Consider the following 22,493-nt stretch of genomic DNA (forward strand, 5'->3'; position numbering starts at 1 on the left):
CTCACAGATCAAACTGATAGGTCTTCGGCACATAACGGAAACCTTCCGGCTGCTTCTCGACGAAACCGACGGACGGGAACGGCATGTGAAAACCCATAAAAGGGATGCGGTCGGTGGCGATCATGTCGAAGACCCGGCGGCGGGTCTTGGCGGCCTGCGCCTTGTCGGTATCAAAGCGGACTTCCCAATCCGGGCGCCCGAGCGACAGGACATAGTGGTTGGCCGTATCGCCGGCCATGACCAACTGCTTGCCCTCCGATTCGAGATGGAAGACGAGATGGCCGGGTGTGTGGCCCGGAGCAAGCATCGCGGTCATGCCGCTGACGATCTGGTCGCCCTCCTTCAGGAAGCTCATCTTCTCGGCAAAGGGCACGACATTGGCAAGCACCGCCTTGTGGCCGCCCTCGGCCGGCGTTCCCTCGCGGGCCTTGTCGGTCCAGAAGCCATATTCGATCTCGCCGCTGACATAGCGGGCATTCGGGAAGGCTGGAGCGCCCTCCTCCAGCAGCCCGCCGATATGGTCGCCATGCAGATGTGTCAGGGCGACCACCGTCACCTGTTCTGGCGTATAGCCGACGGCCTTCAGGCCCTCGCGGAACCGCCCCAGGCCGCGAGCGCGACCAGCAGCGCCGAAGCCGGTATCGACGACGATGAGATCAGAGCCGGTATCGATGATGGCGGGCGCATAACTGTTGACGAACTTCTCGGTCGGCAGGAAATGCTGCGCCAGCAGCTTGCGCACAGTATCCGGCGTCTGGTTCGAGCCGAATGTTTCCCAGGGGTTGTCCATGACATTGGCACCATCCTTGACGACGGTGACGATACAGGATCCCAGCTTGAACTGGTGGGTTTCGGGCGGCAGAACAACACTCATGATCTCATTCTCTCCAATGGTGGCAGCGTAAGCCGCGCCTATCATCGTCATCGGCGATGGCAGGCTGTAACACGATCTTTCGCGGCCGGTAATTTGGCCATGACATGGCCGGCCAAATCCGCTAATAGACCGAATGACGTTTTATGCGTTTAGCATTTACATGCGCTTAGCATATGTCAAACCTGGTAAACTATACCGGGCCATATCAAGCATCACGAAGACGTGATGCTTGGGAGGCCACGCGGTAGATTCGGGGATTGGCAGAGACAGTACATAGGACTACAGAGCGGGTGCCCGCCGCAAGCGGCGCCTTTTCCCGAAGACACCACCCATCAAGGCGCATGCCTATGAATCGCATCGTTCCCCTGATCCTTGCCGTTGCGCTGTTCATGGAACAGATGGATTCCACGGTGATCGCAACCGCCCTGCCGGCCATTGCGAATGATCTCCATGTCGGCCCGATCACGCTCAAGCTGGCGCTGACCTCCTACATGGTGTCACTGGCGGTGTTCATCCCGATCAGCGGCTGGATGGCGGATCGCTTCGGGGCAAAGAACATCTTCCGGATTGCCATCGGTGTCTTCGTCGTCGGCTCGATTCTGTGCGCCGTCTCGGGTGGCCTTCTGGAATTCGTTGCCGCCCGCTTCCTGCAGGGTGTCGGCGGATCGATGATGACGCCGGTCGGGCGTCTGGTTCTGGTTCGCACGACGCGGAAGAGCGACCTGGTTTCGGCGATGGCGCTACTGTCCATCCCTGCCCTCGTCGGACCGCTGGCTGGCCCGCCGCTCGGCGGCTTCATCACCACCTATGCCTCCTGGCACTGGATCTTCCTGATCAACGTACCCGTCGGCATCCTCGGCATTATCCTGGCGTCGATCTACCTGCCGGAGGTTGAGGCGACCAAGCCGCCAAAGCTCGACTTCATCGGCTTCCTGCTGACCTCCTTCGCGGCGGCCGGCGTCGTTTTCGGCATGTCGGTCATCAGCCTGCCGGCGCTACCGCCAGCAATCGGCATCTCGACGGTCACCATCGGCTTCGTCTGCGGTTTCCTTTACGTCGGCCATGCGCGCCGTCACCCGGCGCCGATCCTCGACCTGACACTGCTGAAGAACGCCACCTTCCGCGCCTCCGTCACCGGCGGCACGCTGTTTCGTATCTGCATCGGCGCCATGCCGTTCCTGACGCCGTTGATGCTGCAGCTCGGCTTCGGGCTCAATCCGTTCCAGTCGGGCCTGATCACCTTTGCCGGCGCTATCGGCGCCATCTCCACCAAGTTCATCGCGCGCCGCGTCTTTACCGCCGTCGGCTTCAAGACGGCGCTGTTGTCGGCAGCCGCCATCACGACGGTGACCACAATCTGCACCGGCCTGTTCGAGCCCACGACATCGCATCTCGTCATCATCGGCGTGCTGCTGATCGGCGGTTTCTCGCGCTCGTTCTTCTTCACCGGCATCAATGCGCTCGCCTTTGCCGACATCAGCGACAAGCAGGCAAGCCAGGCGACATCGATGAGCTCGGTGATGCAGCAGATCAGCCTGGCGCTTGGCGTCGCCGTCGCCGCGATGATCCTGGAAACCTCGACCTTCTTCAGCGGCACGGAGCTGCAGGTCAGCGACTTCCACATCGCCTTCTACTGCATCTCGATCCTGACCGTGCTTGCCACCATTCCCTTCATCCGCATGGACCGCAATGCCGGCGCCACGGTTTCCGGCCACAAGGCCGGCCTGAAGCGCGCGGCGGCGACGGAGCCGCAGCAATCGGTGGTGAAGTAGTTTCCTCTACATCTCAGGGAAAAGCTGAAGCCTATTCAGGCTTCTCGCAGACGGCGCTGAGCTTGTTGCCGTCGGGATCGCGCACGTAGGCCGCATAGAAATTGGCATGGAACGACCGCAGGCCAGGCTTGCCCTCATCAGTGCCGCCATGGGCGAGCGCGGCCGCATGAAAAGCATCGACATCGGCGCGGCTTTCCGCATGCAGGGCGACCATCGAGCCGTTGCCGATCGTCGCGGCGTGGTGATCGTAGGGGATCACCACCCAGAACCGGCAACGGACATCGCCATCGGCGGCATAGCCGATTTCCTCATCCGATTCGCGTTGACGCCGGTAGCCGAGGATAGGCAGAACCGCGTCATAAAATATGCCGGCGCGTGGAATATCGTTGGAACCGAGCGTGACGTAAAGAAGCATGGTGATGATGCGCCGCCTTCAGTATCGAGGGGAGCACATCATCGACCAAAAGCGACTGCTAAATCAAGCGCTTATTGTGCCGTGCTCGACATTGCGTCCCTTGAAGCCTTTTGCCAGCAGGAACATTTCGACCGATTCCGCCCTGGATGCGCCCGGCTTCACATGGACGACCTGGCGGAAATTCTGCTTCAGCATGTTCAACAGGTCGCGTTCCGTGCCGCCCTGGAAGGTCTTGGCGAGGAAATGCCCACCCTCGGCCAGAACCTCGATTGCGAAATGCGCCGCGACCTCGCAGAGATGCATGGTGCGCAAGTGATCGGTGCGGTGATGGCCCGTTGTCGGCGCGGCCATATCCGAAAGGACGAGATCCGGCTCGCCGCCGACCGCCTCGACCAGCCGCTGCGGTGCATCCGGCTCCAGAAAATCGAGGTGAAGGATGGTAACGCCCGGCAGATGCGCCATTTCGAGAAAGTCGATGGCAGCGACGCGGATATCATCTTCCGTCGATCCAGTCACCTTGGCAGCGATCTGCGACCAGCTTCCCGGTGCAGCACCCAGATCGATGATGCGGCGTGCGCCCTTCAGGATCTGGTGCTTCTCGTCGATCTCCAGCAGCTTGAAAGCGGCGCGGGCGCGATAGCCTTCAAGCTGGGCGCGCTGCACATAGGGATCGTTGATGTGCCGATGCAGCCACTCCCGCGAGGAAGCCTTCATCTTCTTGTTCTTCACACGCTGGCCGAGCTTTCGGCCGGTGCGGTTGCCGGCGATCGTTGGCTTTGTCATGCCTGTGGTCCCTTCATATCCCTCGGTCGATGGCCGCGGCGCGAGCGGCCCCGCCGCCAAACGCCGTCATCCGCCATCATATCGGTGAGCAGTCCTTCGCGCAGGCCGCGATCGGCAACGCGCATGCGCGGGCTCGGCCAGCGGCGGCGGATCGCCTCCAAAATGGCGCAGCCCGCCAGCACGAGATCGGCGCGATCCGGCCCGATGCAAGGATTGGCGGCGCGGCCGGCAAAATCCCAGGAAAGCAGCTTGGCCTGCATCGCGGTCACTTCGTCATCCGACAGCCAGACACCATCGACCCGGCGGCGGTCGTAGCGCGGCAGGTCGAGATGGACGCCGGCGAGCGTCGTCACCGTGCCGGACGTGCCAATCAGATGGAAATCGGCGCTGTCGCGTGTCGCCCCATGCACCGGCGGGCAATCGAATCGTTCGAGCATGCCCTCGACTTCGCGCACCATGGCCTCGAACAATTCCGGCGTGACATCGCGGCCACCGTGACGCTCCGAGAGCGTGACCACGCCGACGGGCAGCGAAGTCCAGTGAGTGATGTGGTTGGCAAGCCGGCTGGAGCGGTTTTCACCGATCCGGATGATGGCGATTTCCGAGGAGCCGCCGCCGATATCGAAGAGTACGACGGAGCGCGCCTCGGGACCGACCAGCGACGAGCAACCGGAAACAGCAAGGCGTGCCTCGGTCTCGCGATCGATGATTTCGAGCTGCAGGCCGGTTTCTTCGATGACGCGAGCGAGGAAGACCTCGCCGTTTTCCGCCGCGCGGCAGGCTTCGGTCGCGATCAACCGCATGCGGCGGATCTCGCGAGTCTTCAGCTTGGCGGCGCAGATACGCAGGGCTTCGACAGCCCTGTCCATGGCGTCACCGGACAGCCGGCCGCTGGCGCCAAGCCCTTCGCCGAGACGAACGATGCGAGAAAAGGCATCGACGACACGAAACTGACCGGGCCGCGTTGGCTGAGCGATCAACAGGCGGCAATTGTTGGTGCCGAGATCGAGCGCCGCATAGAGATCCATGGGGCGGGAATCGGCATCGGCTTGCTGATGCGGCGCTGAGCCTTCGCGGCGCTGCTGCGTCGGATGCCGATGATCGTTGTGAGCAGGAGCGCGCTCAGCGGCGATGACGGCGGCGGGAGCAACAACGTGCGCCGTCTTCTCATGCGCCAGCGGCCTGCCCTGCAGGCCGCGCTTGCTGCGGTGCTTGCGCCTGTTCTTGCCGCTCTTGTTCGACGACGCATGGCCATGCTCACCCGCGGCGCGATGGTCTGGCGCGGCGGAGGCCTGTGGCTGCTGTGTCTGGGAGGAATGCTGCGCGCCATCCTGCGCTCCGCCACGAGAACGGCGTCTGCGCTTGCGCTTCTTGGCCGGAAAACCGGCGTCCTGATCTGTTGGGCGTGTCGCCACCGGGCCGGACTTTCCGGTCTGGTTGGCCTCCGCAGACAAAGCGTTCGGACGGGCTTGACCGCCACGCTTACGCTTAGCGCGCCGGGAGGATTTACCCTTCCTGCGCTCTGCTACCGACGCCCCGTCTGCCTGCGGCGCTCTGCCGCTGTCGGGGTCACTCACGTATCTTTTCCACCGCGCCGCGCAAGGCCGACAGGCATGCAGCAGGCGCTCATTTGATTTTCGTTGACGTGAGGATATCAGCAGGAACAGTTTTCGCCAAATTCTTTTTGAAAAGCGCGATTTTAGCTGGAGGCACTCTCTCTTCGCGACAAAACGCCGAAACTCAATATCAGGCTGTCAGCCTGCCCCGGACGTCGTCCGCCAGCGCCTTCATCCGGTCGATCGGCAAATGGCCGATCAGCATGAAGGCGTGCGCGGCGTCCGACCAATAGACGACATTCATGCCGCGTCGGTTTTCCATATCCGGGGCGGACACGCCGGTCGTCGAGGGGGTGATGCAAAGCGCCATCGGACCGCTCTCGGGGTCGAGATAAGCGATCTGGGCCAAAGGCTTGCTATCGTAATTCAGCAGGATGGCGCGCTTGAAATCGATACCCGGGATCGCGACGGCTTCGGGGGTCAGAGCGAGACCTACCTTCGAGCCGACCTCGTTCAATTGCGCAAGCTGCTGCACCCGATCGCCAGCCGGTCCGCTCAGCGTATCCGGCGTATAGAGCGAGAGATATTCGGCAACGACGGCGCGCCATTCACTCCCTTCGTCCGGTTTGGCGAGGCGATGGCTGATGCCGATCACAGCGCGATCGATGGCGATGCCCGCGACCAGGCAGGCGGCAATCGCACCCAGGAAGCCACGGCGGCCGATGCCGGACGCGGCTTTCTTCTGTGCATCGACGGAGGGGATTGCGGCAAGCATCGCGTCCAGCCTGGTGCTTGGGGCAGCGGCGAGCAGCGGCTCGAATGCCTCGCGGAAGGGCAGATTGCTGCGCGACAGGAGATCGAAGCGTTCCGCCACCGTGGCGTCGCTTTCGATCAGTCTTTCGATCCTGTCGCGGTCGGCAGTTTCCAGCTCGCCGTCGATGAAGGCGGTGAGTTGTTCGTCCGAGGGCATGTTTCTGTTGTCCTGTTCACTCATGTCCGTTCCCCAGTCGCGCCTCGTCCGTCGCCCCCATGCCATCCGCGAGCTTGGCCCGCGCCGCCGCCAGCCGGCTCATCACCGTTCCGATCGGCACATCCAGAACCTGTGCCACCTCGCGATAGGACAGGCCTTCGACATAGGCGAGGAAAACGGCGGTGCGCTGCGCTTCCGGTAGAGCCTGTACCTGTTTCAGCACCTGCCCCGCCAAGATATGCGTCTCCGTCTCGCGCGCACCGTCGAAGACCAGCGCCTCGTCGGCATCGACGAAGCCTTGACCCATACGCACCCGGCGAGACCGGATCTCGTTCAGCCAGATCGAATGCAGGATCGAAAACAGCCAGCGGTCGAGCCGCGTACCCGCGATGAACTGATGGGCGCGCTCCAGCGCCCTGACGCAGGTCGCCTGCACCAGATCATCCGCCACGTCACGCTGATGCGACAGCACGACGGCATAACGCCAGAGCCGCGTCAAATGCTGCGACAGCCCCGCCCTGATATCCTCTTCGCTGGCGATGACACCCTCCGCGAGGTTCACGTTTTTGGAAACCGCCGGCCTCGCCGACGGCTCCGATCGTGTCGGACTATAAGCAGAAATCGTGGAATGAGCGACTGACACTCTAATATCCCTCTCAATACTCACTGCTTATGCCGGCCATCTCAGGTCCGATCTTGAAATCAGAGGCTCGACGGATTTTGGATGGCCTCGTTCAAATCCTGGTATTCTTCGCAGGATGTGTTGCCGCAGAGCGCTTTGATGGTGCTGAGCTGGTCCTTGGCGAGGTCGATCTGGCCCTTGATCACGTAGGCTTCGCCGAGATATTCGCGAACCAGCGTGTATTTCGGGTCCATGGCGACGGACTTCTTATAGTAGGAGATGCCTTCATCCGTGCGACCGAGCTTGCGGGTGACATAGCCGCGATAGTTCAGCGCTTCCGCCGTATTCGGGTTCTGCAAGGTGTCGAGAACGGCCAGCGCTTCTTCATAGCGATGATCCTTCTTGGCGAGCGAATAGGCATAGTCGGCGCGATTTTCGTCGGTGATGTTGGCGCCCTGCTGCTTCACGCATTTCTTTGTCTTGCTGTCATAGATCTCGCCCTTCTTGCAGGTCGGTGTCGTGCTCGAATCGTCGCCGGCCGCGAAGACCGGAACAGCGAAAGCACTGAGGGTGAGGCAGGCGCCGAGTGCGGCCGAGGCCAGGCGGAAAGCGGTGGTGGTCATGGGGTTGCTCCTTGGCAAATGAACGTTGCGATGGGAGAACACGCCATCCATTCATTTTATTCACAGCCATCAGATATTTTTTTCTCACACCCGGATTCGCCTCCGGGCCATCACTCCTTCGTGACCGGCGGCTTTCGAATAAATGCTGACGATGGCGTGTTTCCTCCTGCATACCCGCCAAGGGTCGCCAAGGAGAACCGAGTGACAAATACCGTCAAGCTTGTCAGTCTGGCCGTTGCCACGCCCGACAATATCATCCACCAAACGGAAGCCGCCGAGACGGCCGGCCGCCTGTTTTCCGACAGGTTTCGCGATTACAAACATCTCGCCCGCGTGTTCGAAAGCGCCGGCATCCGCAAGCGCTATGCCGCCCGTCCGCTCTCATGGTTCGAACAGCCGCATGGCTGGCAGGACCGTATGGAAGCCTATGTCGAGGTTGCAAGCCAGCTCTTCAAGGAGACCACCACCAAAGCGCTCGAACGCGCTCACCTCAGAGCCAGGGATGTGGATTGCATCGTCACCGTATCCTCGACCGGCTTCGCGACGCCGAGCCTGGAGGCGCGGCTCGCCCGCGAAATGGGCTTTCGTTCCGATATCGAGCGCGTGCCGGTCTTCGGGCTGGGTTGCGCGGCCGGCGTCTCCGGGCTTGCCATCGCCTCGCGCATGGCGAAGAGCCGTCCGGGCGCCGTCGTGCTCTTCGTCTCCATCGAACTCTGCTCCCTCGCCTTCCGCTTGGACGAGCTGACGCGGCCGAACATCATCGCCACGGCATTGTTCGGCGACGGCGCGGCCGCCTGCATCCTGCGAACCGGCAGCGAGGGCCTCGCCGAGATCGAATCGACAGGAGAACATCTCTTCCCCGATACACTCGGCATCATGGGCTGGAAGATCGACGACACCGGCTTCGGCATCATCCTGGAACAATCGTTGCCGCCCTTTGCCGAGGCAAATATCAGGCCCGCCGTCGCCGGCATTCTCGAGCGCGCCGGCCTGACGATCTCCGATATCGACCGCTTCATCTGCCATCCCGGCGGCACCAAGGTGCTGCAGGCGCTGGAGACCGCTTTCGACCTCGAGCCAGGCTCGCTCGATATCGAGCGCGAGGTGATCGGCGACTACGGCAATATGTCGTCACCGACGGTGCTGTTCGTGCTGGAGCGCGCCATCCTCGCCGGCCTGCCAAGCCGCTCGGCCATGGTCGCCATGGGTCCGGGCTTTACCGCAAGCTGCATCACGTTGAAGAGGGTTGCCTGATGCTCTGGCCGTCGATAGCACTTCTCACCTTCGTCACCCTGCAACGGCTTGCCGAACTGGCCTATGCCCGGCGCAACACCGCTGCACTTCTCTCACAAGGCGGGCGGGAGATCGCGCCGGGGCATTATCCCTATATGGTGGCGATGCATACCGCCTGGCTCATCAGCCTGTGGCTTCTCGCCACCGGCCAGCCGGTCAACCCAGTCTGGTTCATCATCTTCATGGTGCTGCAAGGCCTGCGCGTCTGGGTGCTGGCGACGCTGAAAGGGCGCTGGACGACGCGCATCATCATACTGCCGGGAGCGCCGCTGGTGGCAAGCGGACCATACCGCTTTCTCAGCCATCCGAACTATGCGGTCGTGGTCGGCGAGATCGCCGTATTGCCGCTTGCCTTCGGCCTGCCGCTCCATGCGATCATCTTCTCGCTGCTCAACGCCGCCGTCCTCGCGATACGCATTCGCGCCGAGAATGCGGCTCTGGATCAGGCCATGGCGTGATCGCATTTTTCATTTGCACCGCAGCATTTTGGCAGGCATTTTCGATGCTTGAAGCATGATCCCGGAAGGGGCTGAGCGTCTTTCGGGGTCAGGCGCAGAAAAACAAGCATGCGGATAGCAGGGGATCATGACAAAAGACGCAATCGTGCTCGGCGCGGGCATTGTCGGCGTATCGACAGCCATCCACCTCCAGCGGCGCGGACGCCAGGTGACCCTCGTCGATCGCAAGTCGCCCGGTCAGGAAACCTCCTTCGGCAATGCCGGCCTGATCCAGCGCGAGGGCGTCGTTCCCTACGGCTTTCCGCAGCAATTCGGCCTGCTGCTGCGCTATGCCTTCAACAACCGCATCGACGCGCATTATCACCTCAAGGCCCTGCCAAGCCAGATCGCCTTCCTCGCCCGTTACTGGTGGAACTCCAATACCAAGCGCCATGAGATGATCTCCCGCGCCTATGCGCCGCTCATCGCCCATTCCATCAGCGAGCATAACGACCTCATCGAAGCTTCCCATGCCGAGGAACTGATCCGCAAAGACGGCTGGATCGAACTTTACCGCTCGAACGAGAAACGCGATGCGGAATTCGCCGAGGCCGAGCGTCTCAGCCGCGAATTCGGCATTGCCTCCGACGCTCTAACCGGCGCCGACGTGGCGACATCGGAGCCGCATCTCACGGACAGTTTCGCTGGCGCCCTGCGCTGGCGCGATCCGTGGTCGGTGCTCGACCCACACGGTTTGACCGCCGCCTATCGCAAATATTTCGAAAGCATCGGCGGCCGCGTCACGACCGGCGACGCCGTCTCGCTTGGCCTCTCCGGTTCAAGCTGGAAAATGGTGACGGCGGAGGGGTCGATCGAAGCCGAGGATGTCGTCGTCGCGCTCGGCCCCTGGGCGGATCAGGTGACGAAGCGCTTCGGCTACGCCTTTCCGCTCGGCGTCAAGCGCGGCTATCACATGCATTATGCAGCCGAGGGCAACGCCGTCCTCAACAACTGGGTACTGGATGCGGAGCGCGGCTACCTGATGGCGCCGATGAGCCGCGGCATAAGGCTCACGACCGGGGCTGAATTCGCGCGACGCGACGCGCCGAAGACGCCAGTGCAGCTCGACCGCGCCGAGGCCGTCGCCCGCACTGTATTTCCGCTCGGCGAACGGCTCGATGCGGAGCCCTGGATGGGCGCCCGCCCCTGCACTCCGGACATGATGCCGATCATCGGCAAGGCGCCGCGCCATAACGGCCTGTGGTTCGCCTTCGGCCATGCCCATCACGGCCTGACGCTCGGGCCGGTGACCGGCCGCGTTCTCGCCGAACTCATCACCGGCGAAACGCCCTTCATCGATATCTCGGCCTATGCGCCGGGCCGGTTCGCGCCCTGATATCGCAGGGCTTCAACCGATTGCGGCAAGGCCTTTGAGCGCGGCCTCGACGATACCGTCGATGGTATCATCAATGCTGACGGTGACGACGCCAGGCTCGCCGGTCGGCACTTCCAGCGTGCGAAGCTGGCTTTCCAGCAGCGATGACGGCATGAAGTGGCCCTTGCGTTCGCCCATGCGCCTGGTCAGCAATTCCTTCGAGCCGTCGAGATAGATGAAATAGAGGTGCCCGCCGGCGGCAGCCCGCAGGCGCTCGCGATAGACGAGTTTCAACGCCGAGCAGGAAACGGCGATACCCTCGCCTTTTGCGAGGCTCTCGGCAATCTCCTGACCGATCACGTCGAGCCAGGGCCAGCGATCCTCATCCGTCAGCGGGATGCCCTTGCTCATCTTCTCGACATTGGCGGTGGGATGCAGCGCGTCACCCTCGACATAGCGCAAGCCGAGCCGAGCCGCCGCCTTCTCACCGATCGAGGATTTGCCGCTGCCGCTGACGCCCATGACAATGATGGCGAGGGAAGTGTTTGATGTATCGCTCATTGAATTCGCCCTGAAGGAATAGTCATCAATCAGGCATGGCTGGAAAGACCGGCCATGCCTGATTCGCAACTTGGATCAATCCAGCGGGAAGAAGCAAGAAAACTTGTGTGTCCCCTCGCCCGTCAGTTCCGGCATCACCTGACGGCATTTATCCTGCGCGCGCCAGCAGCGCGGGTTGAAGTGACAGCCGGTCGGCGGATTGAGCGGCGATGGCAGCTCGCCCTGTAGACGAATGCGATTCTTCGCGCGATCAGGATCAGCAATCGGCGTCGCCGACAGAAGGGCTGCCGTATAGGGATGGCGCGGGCGGGTGAAGACCTCTTCCGCCGTGCCGGTTTCCACCGGGCGGCCGAGATACATCACCATCACGTCGTCGGCGATGTGACGTACCACCGAAAGGCCGTGCGAGATGAAGAGATAGGCGAGGCCCATCTCCTTCTGCAGGTCCATCAGGAGGTTCAGCACCTGCGCCTGGATCGACAGATCGAGTGCGGAAACCGGCTCGTCCAGCACCAGCACCTTCGGCTTCAGCATCAGCGCGCGGGCAATAGCGATGCGCTGGCGCTGGCCGCCGGAGAACATGTGCGGATAGCGATCGTAATGTTCCGGACGCAGGCCGACGCGCGCCATCATGGCCTCAGCCTTGCCACGGCGGGTGGCGGCATCGTCATCGGTGTTGATCTTCAGCGGCTCCTCGAGGATGGAACCGACCTTCTGGCGCGGGTTGAGCGAGCCGTAGGGATTCTGGAAGACGATCTGCACGGCGCTGCGCAGGCTGCGGTCGCCAATCTTCGCCGGCTTGCCGTCGATCAGCAATTCGCCCGAGGTCGGGTGTTCGATCATCGTCACCAGACGAGCGAGCGTCGACTTGCCACAACCGGATTCGCCAACGACGGCGAGTGTGCGGCCAGATTGCAGGCTGAAGCTGACGCCGTTCAACGCCTTGACGGTTGCCTCCGGTTTGAAGCTGCCGCGCTTGACGGAGTAGAAGCGGGCGAGATCGCGCCCTTCGAGAACAGCGCCGGTCATGCGGCACCTCCTGCTGTTTGCGTGGCGACAAGGCCGGGATGACCGAGCGGCTTGCCGTGTTCCAGCGGATAGTTGCAGAGCGTCACGCCAAGTTCGATGCCCTGGCGCTTGACGCCACGATCGCATTCGGGCGTCGCGAACGAACAGCGAGGTGCGAAAAGACAGCCCGTGGGACGATCATGCTGGCCGGGCACGACGCCGGCGATCGACGGCAGGCGTTGGCCGACGATGGCGCGCTCCGGCAGAGCCGAGAGAAGCGCCGCCGTATAGGGATGATGTGGATCGCGGAACAGCGCCTTAACTGGCTGCTCCTCGACCTTCTGACCGGCATATTGCACCTGCACGCGCTCGGCGGTCTCGGCGACGACGCCCATGTCATGGGTGATCAGCACCAGCGCCATGCCCTGTTCCTGCTGCAGGCGCACGAGCAGATCGAGGATCTGTGCCTGGATGGTGACGTCGAGCGCGGTGGTCGGCTCGTCGGCGATCAGGAGCTTTGGATTGCAGGCAAGCGCCATGGCGATCATGACGCGCTGGCTCATACCGCCCGACATCTGGTGCGGAAAGTTCGACAGGCGGTCTTCCGGCGCCGGGATGCCGACGAGGTTGAGAAGCTCGATCGAGCGATCGCGACGGGCTTTGCGGTCGAGGCCCATGTGAATGCGCAGGGTCTCGCCAAGCTGGAAACCGACCGTGAAGCACGGATTGAGGCTCGACATCGGCTCCTGGAAGATCATCGCCATGTCCTTGCCGACGATCTTGCGGCGCTGGCGCGAGGAGATGCCGCGCAGATCCTTGCCGTCGAACATCATGCGGTCGGCGGTGATCTTCGCCGTCCAGGGCAGAAGTCCCATCAGGGCCAGCATGGACACGGACTTGCCGGAACCGGATTCGCCGACGATCGAGAGGATTTCCCCCTTGTCGCAGGTGAGCGATACGCCGTCCACTGCCCGGAACAGGCCGGACGCGGTCTGGAATTCGACGGTGAGATTTTGAATATCGAGAAGTGCCATTACGACCTCTTCAGCTTCGGGTCGAAAGCATCGCGCAGGCCGTCGCCCATCAGATTGATGGCGAGAACCGTGATCAGGATGCAGAGACCGGGGAGAGTGACCAGCCAGGGGTTGCTCTGGAAGAATTCGCGCGAATCCGCCAGCATCGTGCCCCATTCCGGCGTCGGCGGCTGCGCGCCCTGGCCAAGAAAGCCAAGAGCGGCGGCGTCGAGGATCGCGGAGGAGAAGGCAAGCGTCGCCTGCACGATCAACGGCCCGAGACAGTTCGGCAGAATGGTCTTGAACATCAGGTGCAGCGGCCCGGCACCGGAAACGCGCGAGGCGATGACATATTCCTTGTCACGCTCGGCCATCACCGAGGCGCGGGTCAGGCGGACGAAATGCGGCTGGTTGACGATCGAGATCGCGATCATCGCGTTGGTCAGGCCAGGCCCCAGGATCGCCACCAGCACGAGAGCGAGCAGCAGCGAGGGGATGGCGAGGATGATGTCCATGACGCGCATGATGATCGTATCGGTGCGGCCACGAACATAACCGGCGACGAGGCCGATCAGAATGCCGGCGATCGCCGAAAGCGAGGCGACCACGAGGCCAATGAACAGCGAGAACCGCGTGCCGTAGATCAGGCGCGAGAGAAGGTCGCGGCCATTGGCGTCGGTCCCGAGCAGGAAGCTGCTATTGCTGCCTTCCGACCAGAACGGCGGCAGGCGCTGCATGGCGCTGCCATAAGCGGCATCCGGATCATGCGGGGCGACGATGCCGGCGAAGATCGCCAGGAACAGAACGAAAAGAAAGATCGCCAGTCCGATGACGGCGCCCTTGTTTCGAGAGAAATAATACCAGAACTCCGCAAGAGCGGAGGGGCGGTCGGACTTGACACTGACCGTGCTCATGGGCCGCTCCTAGTGACGAATACGTGGATTGATGAAACCGTAGAGCAGATCGACGGCAAGATTGACGAGCATGACGATGCCCGCGATCAACAGCAGGCCGCCCTGCACCACGGGATAATCGCGCTTGGAGACGGCGTCGATCATCCACTTGCCGATGCCCGGCCAGGAAAAGATGCTTTCCGTCAGGATGGCGCCGCCGAGCAGCACGCCGACCTGCAGGCCGATGGTGGTGACGACGGGGATCATGGCGTTTCGCAGCGCGTGCACGGAGACGACGCGTAGCGGCGAGAGGCCCTTGGAGCGGGCGGTGCGGACATAATCCTCACCCAGCACTTCCAGCATCGCCGAACGCGTCTGCCGCGCGATGACGGCGAGCGGAATGGTGCCGAGCACGACGGTAGGCAGGATCAGCGAGTTGAGCGCGGAGGCGAAGGCGCCCTTCTGACCGGACAGGAGGCTGTCGATCAGCATGAAGCCGGTGATCGGCTTGAAGAAATAAATGAGGCCGATGCGGCCCGAAACCGGCGTCCAGTGCAGGTAACCGTTGAAGACGATGATCAGCAGCAGACCCCACCAGAAGATCGGCATGGAATAGCCGACGAGGGCCACGCCCATGACGCTCTGGTCGAACCATGTGCCACGCTTGACGGCGGCGAAAACGCCGGCCGGGATGCCAAGACAGATCGCCAGGATCATGGCGCAGATCGACAGTTCCAGCGTTGCCGGGAAGAAGGTGAAGAAGTCGGTCAGCACATCACGCTTGGTGGTGATCGAGGCGCCGAGATCGCCGTGCAGCGCCTTCCAGATGTAACTGCCGTACTGGACGACCATCGGGCGGTCATAGCCGAGATCGTGCGTGATCTGGGCATGTCGCTCCGGCGACATGACCCGTTCGCCCGACAGCAGCATGACAGGATCGCCCGGAAGCAGCCGGATGAGGGAGAAGGCGATAATCGATACGCCGAGGAATGTCGGGATCAGCACCGCAAGGCGGCTGAAAAGAAATCGCAACATGACAGGTGTCCAAATTTTTCCGGCGGTCAGGCAAAATGCCTGACCGCCGGGTCGCCCGGTCTTAGCCGGGCATTCTCACAGATTTTTTGTTATTCGGCGATATCGACGCCATCGAAGCGATGAACGCCGACCGGGTCCTGAACGTAGCCGGAGACATTCTTCGTCATCGGGATGAACTCTTCCGAATGGTCGATGGTCATCCACGGTGCTTCGCGCTTGAAGATGACCTGAGCCTCTTCATAGAGCTTGGTGCGCTCCTTGACGTCGGCGGTCTGCTTGGCCTTCTTCACCAGATCGTCGAATTCCTTGTTGCACCACTGCGCGCGGTTGTTGCCGCCGACAGCGTCGCAGCCGAGCAGCGTATCAAGGAAGTTGTCCGGGTCGCCGTTGTCGCCGGTCCAGCCGAGGATAGCCGCGCCGTCGCGGTCCTTGGCGGAGGACAGCTTCAGGTACTGAGCCCAGTCATAGGTGACGATCTCGACCTTGACGCCGATCTTGGCAAGGTCCGCCTGCATCAGCTCGGCGGCGCGGCGCGCGTTGAGCATATACGGGCGCGATACCGGCATCGCCCAGATCTTCATGCTGAGATCCTTGACGCCGGCCTTTTCAAGCAGCTTCTTGGCTTCGTCCGGGCTGTAGGCGTCGTCCTTGACGTCCTTGTTATAGGACCACATGGTCGGCGGGATCGGGTTGGTCGCAACCGTGCCCGAGCCCTGGAAGACGGCATCGACGATCGCCTGCTTGTTGACGGCCATGTTGATGGCCTTGCGCACTTCGACCTTATCGAAAGGCGCAACCAGCGTGTTGTAGGCGAGGTACGAGACGTTCAGGCCGGCCTGCTCGAGAACCTTGAGGTTCGGATCGGCCTTCAGGTCCTTGATGTCGGCGGCGTTCGGGTAAGGCATGATGTTGCATTCGCCGGATTTCAGCTTCTGCGCGCGCACGGAAGCATCGGGCGTGATCGCGAAGACGAGATCGTCGATCTTTTCCTTGCCCTTGAAATAGGTTTCATTCGCCTTGTAGCGGATGACGGCGTCTGGCTGGTAGGCGACGAAGGTGAACGGGCCAGTGCCGAGCGGCTGCTGGTTCATCTGCGCCATTTTGCCATCGGCCTGGAGCTTATCGGCATATTCCTTCGACAGGATCGAGCTGAAATCCATCGCGAGGTCGGCGATGAACGGTGCTTCCGGACGGTTCAGCACGAACTTGACCGTGAGATCGTCAACCTTCTCGATCGACTTGATCAGCTTGGGGAAACCCATGCCGTCTGCGTATTCGTAGGAACCACCGGCGACATACTTGGCCCAGGGGCTGTCTTCCTTGAGCTGGCGCTCGAAGGAGAAGATGACGTCGTCGGCAGTGAGATCGCGCGTCGGAGTGAAGAAGTCGGTCACCTGGAACTTCACGCCCTTGCGGAGCTTGAAGGTGTATTCCTTACCGTCGGGGGAAACCGTCCAGCTTTCGGCCAGGCCCGGCTCAACTTCGGTGCTGCCATGCTTGAATTCGACGAGACGGCTATAGACCGTACGCGAAGAGGCATCGAAGGTGTTGCCGCCGGTGTAAATTCCCGGATCGAAACCCTCCGGCGAGCTTTCCGAGCAGTAAACAAGCGTTTTCGACCAGGCGGACGTCGCCATGACGGAAGCCAAGGCGGTCACTGCCAAGAGGACAGAGATCTTTTTCATGATGTCGTTTCCCAGGTTTGTTCTTCTTTTGAAGCCGTGGTTCCCAGAGGTTCCTATCCGGATCGGGCCGATGGAACGCTATTTAATGTATGAAAGCAACATGGGCCGCCTAAAATTTTTCCAAATCATGGAGTTTGGAAATTTTTGCACAAAAAATGCCCTGCATAGGCAACAATCTGGATACCATGCGCGTATTTTGGATATTTTTCGAAGAATTTTGCGTTTTTCTCTTCGATATTACCAACGGCTCATTACAATATTATGCAACTGTACAAAGGAAAATCCGCGGCTGCCTCAGGCAACCGCGGATTGAAAATACACGCGACTTAAAAAGTGGGATCAGGCGGCCGGTGCCGTGATCGGCATCTTCTTGGCGATGCCCCTGTGATCCAACTCATCCAGGCCAAGCAGGAAGTTGATCTGCGGGCGGGCCTTGACGAGGTCGTCGATGGAATATTCCGTCAGCACGTCGAAAAAGGCGTTAAGCGCCTTGCGCAGCGCCGAATTCAGGCCGCAGCTATCGACCAGCGGGCATTCGACGGCACCGTCCTCGAAGCATTCCGCCATGGCGAAACTATCCTCGGTCACCCGGACGACGTCGAACAGGCTGATATCGGTCGGTGGCTTGCCCAAGCGCACGCCGCCATTACGGCCACGCACGGTTTCCACCAGGCCAGCCTTGGTCAATGGCTGCAGAATCTTGAACAAAAACAGCTCGGAAACACCATAGGCCTTGGCGATTTCCGGGATGCGGCTCAAGTAGCCTTCGTTGGCGGCGCAATACATGAGCATACGCACTGCGTAGTTGGTCTGCTTGGTCAGGCGCATGCCGATCTCCTGGAATCGAGGCCGCAAAGGACGGGTCGAGAGCTATATAGTGCGTTTCTTAGTTTGGAACAATTCCAAAATATGAAATTTACATTCACGTTATTCTGATGGAGCCGACCGGATCAAGACCGGTTTTCACGACTGCACCTTTTTGTCTCGAAGCTCCCTGGCATAATCGAGGATTGCCACCCAACAGAAGACTCACCCAACTATTATAATTAGCAACAGGGTGTCTGGCGGCAAGCACCAAAGCCTGCGGCTTCCCTACCCTGCTGCAAAAACCAATTTTCACGGCACCGAAATCCAGACCGCCATCTCGCAACCACCCGGCTCGCGGAAATGAAAGCGCCGACCGCCCGGAAAGTCGAAAGCCGCACGGGTCACCACACCGCCGGCAAGCTCGACCGCACGCTGCGCCGCTTCCAGATCGGTCGCGCGCACGACCGGCAACGGCGAGCCGGTGGCCTCCCCCGCATCGCCATCGATACCGGCGTCGATCCCGGCTGCCTCGATGACGTGATAGGTCGGCCCGTAGCTGACGAAGGTCCAGTCGAAGGCTTCCGCGAAAAAACGCCGGGTCTTCAACGCATCGGTCGATGGGAATTCGAGATAGTCGATCTGATAGGTCGCAGGCATTGCGCTGCCCTCCAATTGTTCTTGTTTTGTTCTAATCTAAAACAAGATCTCCGGCAAGATGACGGAGCGGGAAATAACCGCAATAAAAAACCGCCGCCCAACTCAACATCGGGCGGCGGCGGATCTCATACAAGATCGACGCAGATCACTTCATCGTCGGCATGACGAATTCGGCACCATCCTTGATGCCTGACGGCCAGCGGGCGGTGATCGTCTTGGTGCGGGTCCAGAACTTGATCGAGTCCGTGCCGTGCTGGTTGAGGTCGCCGAAGCTCGAGGCCTTCCAGCCGCCGAAGGAATGATAGGCAAGCGGAACCGGGATCGGAACGTTGATGCCGATCATGCCGATATTGATGCGCGAGGCGAAATCACGAGCTGCGTCGCCATCACGGGTGTAGATGGCAACGCCGTTGCCATATTCGTGCTTCATCGGCAGCTCGAGCGCGTCTTCATAGTTCTTGGCGCGGACGACCGAGAGGACCGGTCCGAAAATCTCGGCCTTGTAGATATCCATGTCCGCCGTGACGTGATCGAACAGGCTGCCGCCGACGAAATAGCCGTCCTCGTAGCCCTGCAGCTTGAAGCCGCGACCGTCGACGAGGAGCTTGGCGCCCTCTTCGACACCGCGATCGATCAGGCCGTTGATACGGTTATAGGCGTCCTTGGTGATAACAGGGCCCATGTCGGCCTTGTCGTCGGTGTAAGGGCCGATGCGCAGCGATTCGATCTTCGGGATCAGCTTTTCGACCAGGCGGTTCGCCGTGTCTTCGCCGACGGGAACCGCGACGGAGATCGCCATGCAGCGCTCGCCGGCCGAGCCGTAGCCCGCACCCATCAGGGCGTTGACGGCCTGGTCCAGATCGGCGTCCGGCATGATGATCATGTGGTTCTTGGCACCGCCGAAGCACTGTGCGCGCTTGCCGTTCGCAGCCGCCGTGCCGTAGACATAGCGGGCGATCGGCGTCGAGCCGACGAAGGAGACGGCGCCGATATCCGGATCCGTCAGGATGGCGTCGACCGCAGCCTTGTCGCCGTTGACGACATTGAGGATGCCCGCCGGCAGGCCGGCTTCGATCATCAGTTCGGCAAGGCGGATCGGCAGGGAAGGATCGCGCTCGGACGGCTTCAGGATAAAAGCGTTGCCGCAGGCGATTGCAGGCGCAAACATCCACATCGGGATCATGCCCGGGAAGTTGAACGGCGTGATGCCGGCGCCGATACCAACCGGCTGGCGGATGGAATACATGTCGATCGCCGGGCCGGCGCCTTCGGTGAACTCACCCTTGGCAAGGTGCGGAATGCCGCAGACGAATTCGCAGACTTCCAGGCCGCGAATGACATCGCCCTTGGAGTCTTCAACCGTCTTGCCGTGCTCCTTGGAGAGCATCGTGGCCAGCTCGTCCATATGCTTGTTCAGCAACTCGACGAACTTGAAGAAGACGCGGGCGCGGCGCTGCGGATTGGTGGCGGCCCATTTCGGCTGCGCTGTCTTGGCGTTTTCGACGGCGGCGCGGATTTCCTCGACGCTGGCAAGCGCTACCGTCGACTGGACTTCGCCGGTTGCCGGATTGTAGACGTTGGCGGTGCGTCCGCTGGTGCCGGCGACGTGCTTGCCGCCGATAAAATGACCAATCTCATGCATGGATGTGCCTCCTCGTTTTCTTGGATGAGTGCAGGATCGCACTTCAATTTGCACAAATCAATGAGCTGTTATAAGCAACCGTTGTGCAAAAATTGAAGCCCAAGGTGTGCATATGGATTGGGATGACGTCCGCATGTTCCTCGCCGTGGCCCGCACGGGCCAGATCCTCGCGGCCTCGAAGCGGCTGGGGGTCAACCATGCGACCCTGTCGCGGCGGGTGACGACGCTGGAGGAACGGCTGAAGGCCAGGCTGCTGGTGCGCCGCACCAATGGCTGCGAGCTGACGGCCGAGGGCGAAATCTTCCTGCACGCCGCCGAACGCATGGAGACCGAGATGCTGCGGGCGCAGGCAAGCGTCGGTCATCTCGACAGCGCCATTACCGGCACGGTGCGCATCGGCGCGCCGGACGGCTTCGGCGTCTCCTTCCTGGCGCCCAGGCTCGGGCGGCTGATCGCGCGCTATCCGGAGCTGCGCATCCAGCTCGTGCCCGTCCCCCGCTCCTTCTCGCTGTCGCAGCGCGAGGCCGATATCGCCATTACGCTGGAGCGTCCGGAACAGGGACGGCTGGTCTCCTCGAAGCTGACGGACTACACGCTCGGGCTCTATGCCTCGAAAGCCTATCTCGACAAGGCCGGCCTGCCCGACAGCGTCGAAGCGCTAAAGCTGCATCCGCGCATCGGCTATGTCGAAGACCTGCTCTTTACCGCCTCATTGAACTTCTCCGGCGAAATCATGCGGAGTTGGGACGCCTCCTTCGAAATCTCCACTTCCATCGGCCAGACCGAAGCCGTGCGCTCCGGCGCCGGGGTCGGCATCCTGCACGACTATATCGCCCGGCAATACCCGGAACTGACCCGCATCCTGCCCGATATCTCGATCAAACGCGCCTATTGGACCACCTACCACGAGAGCGCCCGCGACCTAGTGCGGGTTCGCACCGTCGCGGATTTTCTGCAGGAGCTGGTGAGCGAAGAACGGCGGATGTTTTTGTAACGCTGCCCCCGGCGCTGCACATGCTTCGGCGGCTCCTCGTTCTCATCGGGATTGGGAACAGGAAGTTCATCCGGCAAGCTGTCAGGCTCCGGCTCCTCTATCGGCGGCTTCGGAATCCAGCCGGGATCGGGCATCGGTGGCGTCTCTGGAATTGGCTCGTGTGGCACGGACATGCCAGTTCCTTCCGTCTTGTTGCTGATATTGGCTAACGGTCGGGAGCAGGCAGGGTTCCATGGGAAATGCCTCAGACGGTCCAGACGAAGCTGGACAAGGGGCAGCCTTGATCTAGTATCTTAGGAAGATCTCAGGGAGCGAAAATGATGGCTGAGAAAAAGAAAACGAAGCAGGCCCAGAAAGAACACAAGGAGCAAGACGACTATCTCGAGGAGGCGCTTGAGGAAACCTTTCCGGCAAGCGATCCGATCTCGCCGGGGCACGTCGTCAAGAAGCCCGAAGGCAAGAAATAGCTCGCGGCCGATGCCGGGGAGCCATGATCTCTTAGCTATCAAGGGAAAAATGGTACGGTTGGGGGGTCTCGAACCTCCGACCTCAGGTGCCACAAACCTGCGCTCTAACCAACTGAGCTACAACCGCACATGCTCGCGTCGCCGCGAACGGGGGTGACATACGAGGACTTTGAAATTATTTCAAGTCCTATCTACCCGCAATATGAAAAAGCTGGGCATGATACCCAGTTCTTGGGCACCGCACCTTCAAACGACGGAACAAAAGCCGCTCCATCGCCCTCAATCAGAAACGTCCCGCTTTCACCTGAAAACGGGACGTTTTGGCCTTGGGAGGCTTTTTGGGAAATTAGGCTGCCTTGAAGGAGGACATGGCCTTTTCAGCTGCGTCCCTGGCCGGCTTTGCCAGCTTTTCAGCAACCTGCTTGGTGGTTTCCTGAATGGACTTGGCCTGCTCGACGGTCACTTCAGCCTGCTTGCGAATGAAGGAGGTCTGCAGTTCGAAGAGTTCGGCAACGGACTTGACGCGAAGCAAGGCTTCCATGTGCGCCAGCGAGCTCTCAGCATTGGTGCGCAGCGCGTCGATGGCCTTGAGGCCGATCTCGACGGAGCCGGCCTGCGCAGTCTGCACGGTGGCTTCAACGGTCTTGCCGGCTTCTTCAGCGGCGGTCTTCATCTTGGCGAAGGCTTCCTTGGACTGGGCCGCGCCCTTTTCCGCGAAGTCGCGGAAGGATTCGGAGAGCTTGGAAGGGTCGAATGCAGCCGTTGAAAAAACGTCGTCTTTCTTTACAGTAGCCATGGTAACGCTCCTAGTGCGGGCCCTCCTCCGAGCGCCCTTCGTGAATGTGAGTGAGGCTTATATAATATAGATTATTGTGCAGTGCAACATATTTGTGCGCCGCACAACGCGTTAACCCTGCCAGCCGAAAAACTGGCCGTTCGCTGGACCTGAAACCGGCGCACCGGTATTAATAAAGCGTTAAAGCAAGAGAGGCGGTCACGCCCGCAAAGCAG

The 22,493-nt window shown here is 61.3% G+C and carries 23 protein-coding genes and 1 tRNA gene; 6 read left to right on the plus strand and 18 right to left on the minus strand.

Going from position 1 to position 22,493, the window contains the following annotated elements:
• Window position 1 precedes the first annotated feature (1 nt).
• The gene (locus AC1RO0_RS21240; protein ID WP_498594774.1) at window positions 2-925 is read right to left on the minus strand and encodes an MBL fold metallo-hydrolase; all 924 of its coding nucleotides are present in this window, start codon (window positions 923-925) and stop codon (window positions 2-4) included.
• Between the two features lie 296 nt (window positions 926-1,221).
• Between AC1RO0_RS21240 and AC1RO0_RS21245 the strand changes: the two genes are divergently transcribed.
• The gene (locus tag AC1RO0_RS21245; RefSeq protein ID WP_498594775.1) at window positions 1,222-2,646 is read left to right on the plus strand and encodes a DHA2 family efflux MFS transporter permease subunit; all 1,425 of its coding nucleotides are present in this window, start codon (window positions 1,222-1,224) and stop codon (window positions 2,644-2,646) included.
• Window positions 2,647-2,677: 31 nt separating this feature from the next.
• Here AC1RO0_RS21245 and AC1RO0_RS21250 read toward each other — a convergent pair whose 3' ends face one another.
• The 6 genes from AC1RO0_RS21250 to AC1RO0_RS21275 form a co-directional block, all read right to left on the minus strand.
• Window positions 2,678-3,061, minus strand: coding sequence for a VOC family protein (locus AC1RO0_RS21250; protein ID WP_371110748.1), 384 nt, complete (start codon window positions 3,059-3,061; stop codon window positions 2,678-2,680).
• Between the two features lie 63 nt (window positions 3,062-3,124).
• Window positions 3,125-3,844, minus strand: a complete 720-nt coding sequence (locus AC1RO0_RS21255; RefSeq protein WP_498594776.1) for an RlmE family RNA methyltransferase — start codon at window positions 3,842-3,844, stop codon at window positions 3,125-3,127.
• The gene (locus tag AC1RO0_RS21260; RefSeq protein WP_498594777.1) at window positions 3,841-5,421 is read right to left on the minus strand and encodes a Ppx/GppA phosphatase family protein; all 1,581 of its coding nucleotides are present in this window, start codon (window positions 5,419-5,421) and stop codon (window positions 3,841-3,843) included. The genes AC1RO0_RS21255 and AC1RO0_RS21260 overlap by 4 nt, the downstream gene beginning before the upstream one ends.
• 169 nt (window positions 5,422-5,590) lie before the next feature.
• Window positions 5,591-6,370: an anti-sigma factor family protein gene (locus tag AC1RO0_RS21265; protein WP_498595001.1), complete on the minus strand. Its 780-nt coding sequence runs from the start codon at window positions 6,368-6,370 to the stop codon at window positions 5,591-5,593.
• A gap of 16 nt (window positions 6,371-6,386) precedes the next feature.
• Window positions 6,387-7,013 carry an RNA polymerase sigma factor gene (locus AC1RO0_RS21270; protein WP_498594778.1) on the minus strand — a complete coding sequence of 209 codons (627 nt, stop codon included), beginning with the start codon at window positions 7,011-7,013 and terminating at the stop codon, window positions 6,387-6,389.
• 59 nt (window positions 7,014-7,072) lie between these two features.
• Window positions 7,073-7,615, minus strand: coding sequence for a tetratricopeptide repeat protein (locus AC1RO0_RS21275; protein ID WP_498594779.1), 543 nt, complete (start codon window positions 7,613-7,615; stop codon window positions 7,073-7,075).
• Window positions 7,616-7,816: 201 nt separating this feature from the next.
• Between AC1RO0_RS21275 and AC1RO0_RS21280 the strand changes: the two genes are divergently transcribed.
• The 3 genes from AC1RO0_RS21280 (at window position 7,817) to AC1RO0_RS21290 (ending at window position 10,741) form a co-directional block, all read left to right on the plus strand.
• Window positions 7,817-8,869 (plus strand): type III polyketide synthase, encoded by a 1,053-nt coding sequence (locus AC1RO0_RS21280; protein ID WP_498594780.1) that lies wholly within the window; start codon window positions 7,817-7,819, stop codon window positions 8,867-8,869.
• A complete protein-coding gene (locus AC1RO0_RS21285) occupies window positions 8,869-9,366 on the plus strand; it encodes an isoprenylcysteine carboxyl methyltransferase family protein (RefSeq protein ID WP_498594781.1) in 498 nt (165 codons plus the stop codon). Before AC1RO0_RS21280 ends, AC1RO0_RS21285 begins: the two co-directional genes overlap by 1 nt.
• A 127-nt stretch (window positions 9,367-9,493) precedes the next feature.
• Window positions 9,494-10,741: an NAD(P)/FAD-dependent oxidoreductase gene (locus AC1RO0_RS21290; RefSeq protein WP_498594782.1), complete on the plus strand. Its 1,248-nt coding sequence runs from the start codon at window positions 9,494-9,496 to the stop codon at window positions 10,739-10,741.
• A 12-nt stretch (window positions 10,742-10,753) separates the two neighbouring features.
• Here the strand turns inward: AC1RO0_RS21290 and AC1RO0_RS21295 are convergent, their stop codons facing one another.
• The 9 genes from AC1RO0_RS21295 to AC1RO0_RS21335 all read right to left on the minus strand — a co-directional run bounded on the left by AC1RO0_RS21295 (window position 10,754) and on the right by AC1RO0_RS21335 (window position 20,021).
• Window positions 10,754-11,281: a gluconokinase gene (locus AC1RO0_RS21295; protein ID WP_498594783.1), complete on the minus strand. Its 528-nt coding sequence runs from the start codon at window positions 11,279-11,281 to the stop codon at window positions 10,754-10,756.
• A 75-nt stretch (window positions 11,282-11,356) separates the two neighbouring features.
• Window positions 11,357-12,310, minus strand: a complete 954-nt coding sequence (locus AC1RO0_RS21300; RefSeq protein WP_498594784.1) for a peptide ABC transporter ATP-binding protein — start codon at window positions 12,308-12,310, stop codon at window positions 11,357-11,359.
• On the minus strand, window positions 12,307-13,323 hold the full coding sequence (locus AC1RO0_RS21305) for an ABC transporter ATP-binding protein (RefSeq protein WP_498594785.1): 1,017 nt from the start codon (window positions 13,321-13,323) through the stop codon (window positions 12,307-12,309). Before AC1RO0_RS21305 ends, AC1RO0_RS21300 begins: the two co-directional genes overlap by 4 nt.
• Window positions 13,323-14,216, minus strand: coding sequence for an ABC transporter permease subunit (locus AC1RO0_RS21310; RefSeq protein WP_498594786.1), 894 nt, complete (start codon window positions 14,214-14,216; stop codon window positions 13,323-13,325). The genes AC1RO0_RS21305 and AC1RO0_RS21310 overlap by 1 nt, the downstream gene beginning before the upstream one ends.
• A 9-nt stretch (window positions 14,217-14,225) precedes the next feature.
• Window positions 14,226-15,230, minus strand: coding sequence for an ABC transporter permease subunit (locus tag AC1RO0_RS21315; protein ID WP_498594787.1), 1,005 nt, complete (start codon window positions 15,228-15,230; stop codon window positions 14,226-14,228).
• 89 nt (window positions 15,231-15,319) lie between these two features.
• Complete coding sequence (locus AC1RO0_RS21320; protein ID WP_498594788.1) at window positions 15,320-16,915, minus strand: ABC transporter substrate-binding protein; 1,596 nt, start codon at window positions 16,913-16,915, stop codon at window positions 15,320-15,322.
• A 339-nt stretch (window positions 16,916-17,254) separates the two neighbouring features.
• Window positions 17,255-17,743 carry an iron-responsive transcriptional regulator RirA gene (rirA, locus tag AC1RO0_RS21325; RefSeq protein WP_007700019.1) on the minus strand — a complete coding sequence of 163 codons (489 nt, stop codon included), beginning with the start codon at window positions 17,741-17,743 and terminating at the stop codon, window positions 17,255-17,257.
• Window positions 17,744-18,031: 288 nt separating this feature from the next.
• Window positions 18,032-18,379: a VOC family protein gene (locus AC1RO0_RS21330; protein ID WP_498594789.1), complete on the minus strand. Its 348-nt coding sequence runs from the start codon at window positions 18,377-18,379 to the stop codon at window positions 18,032-18,034.
• A gap of 145 nt (window positions 18,380-18,524) precedes the next feature.
• Complete coding sequence (locus tag AC1RO0_RS21335) at window positions 18,525-20,021, minus strand: CoA-acylating methylmalonate-semialdehyde dehydrogenase (RefSeq protein ID WP_498594790.1); 1,497 nt, start codon at window positions 20,019-20,021, stop codon at window positions 18,525-18,527.
• A gap of 112 nt (window positions 20,022-20,133) precedes the next feature.
• Between AC1RO0_RS21335 and AC1RO0_RS21340 the strand changes: the two genes are divergently transcribed.
• Window positions 20,134-21,015, plus strand: coding sequence for a LysR family transcriptional regulator (locus AC1RO0_RS21340; RefSeq protein WP_368511669.1), 882 nt, complete (start codon window positions 20,134-20,136; stop codon window positions 21,013-21,015).
• A gap of 317 nt (window positions 21,016-21,332) precedes the next feature.
• On the plus strand, window positions 21,333-21,482 hold the full coding sequence (locus AC1RO0_RS21345) for a hypothetical protein (protein ID WP_498594791.1): 150 nt from the start codon (window positions 21,333-21,335) through the stop codon (window positions 21,480-21,482).
• 50 nt (window positions 21,483-21,532) lie between these two features.
• On the opposite strand, the gene AC1RO0_RS21350 is transcribed toward AC1RO0_RS21345, so the two are convergent.
• Window positions 21,533-21,609, minus strand: a tRNA-His gene (locus AC1RO0_RS21350).
• A 219-nt stretch (window positions 21,610-21,828) separates the two neighbouring features.
• A complete protein-coding gene (locus AC1RO0_RS21355) occupies window positions 21,829-22,278 on the minus strand; it encodes a phasin (protein WP_498594792.1) in 450 nt (149 codons plus the stop codon).
• Window positions 22,279-22,493: the final 215 nt, after the last annotated feature.

The sequence above is a fragment of the Rhizobium sp. GW821-FHT14E12 genome, from assembly GCF_058803745.1.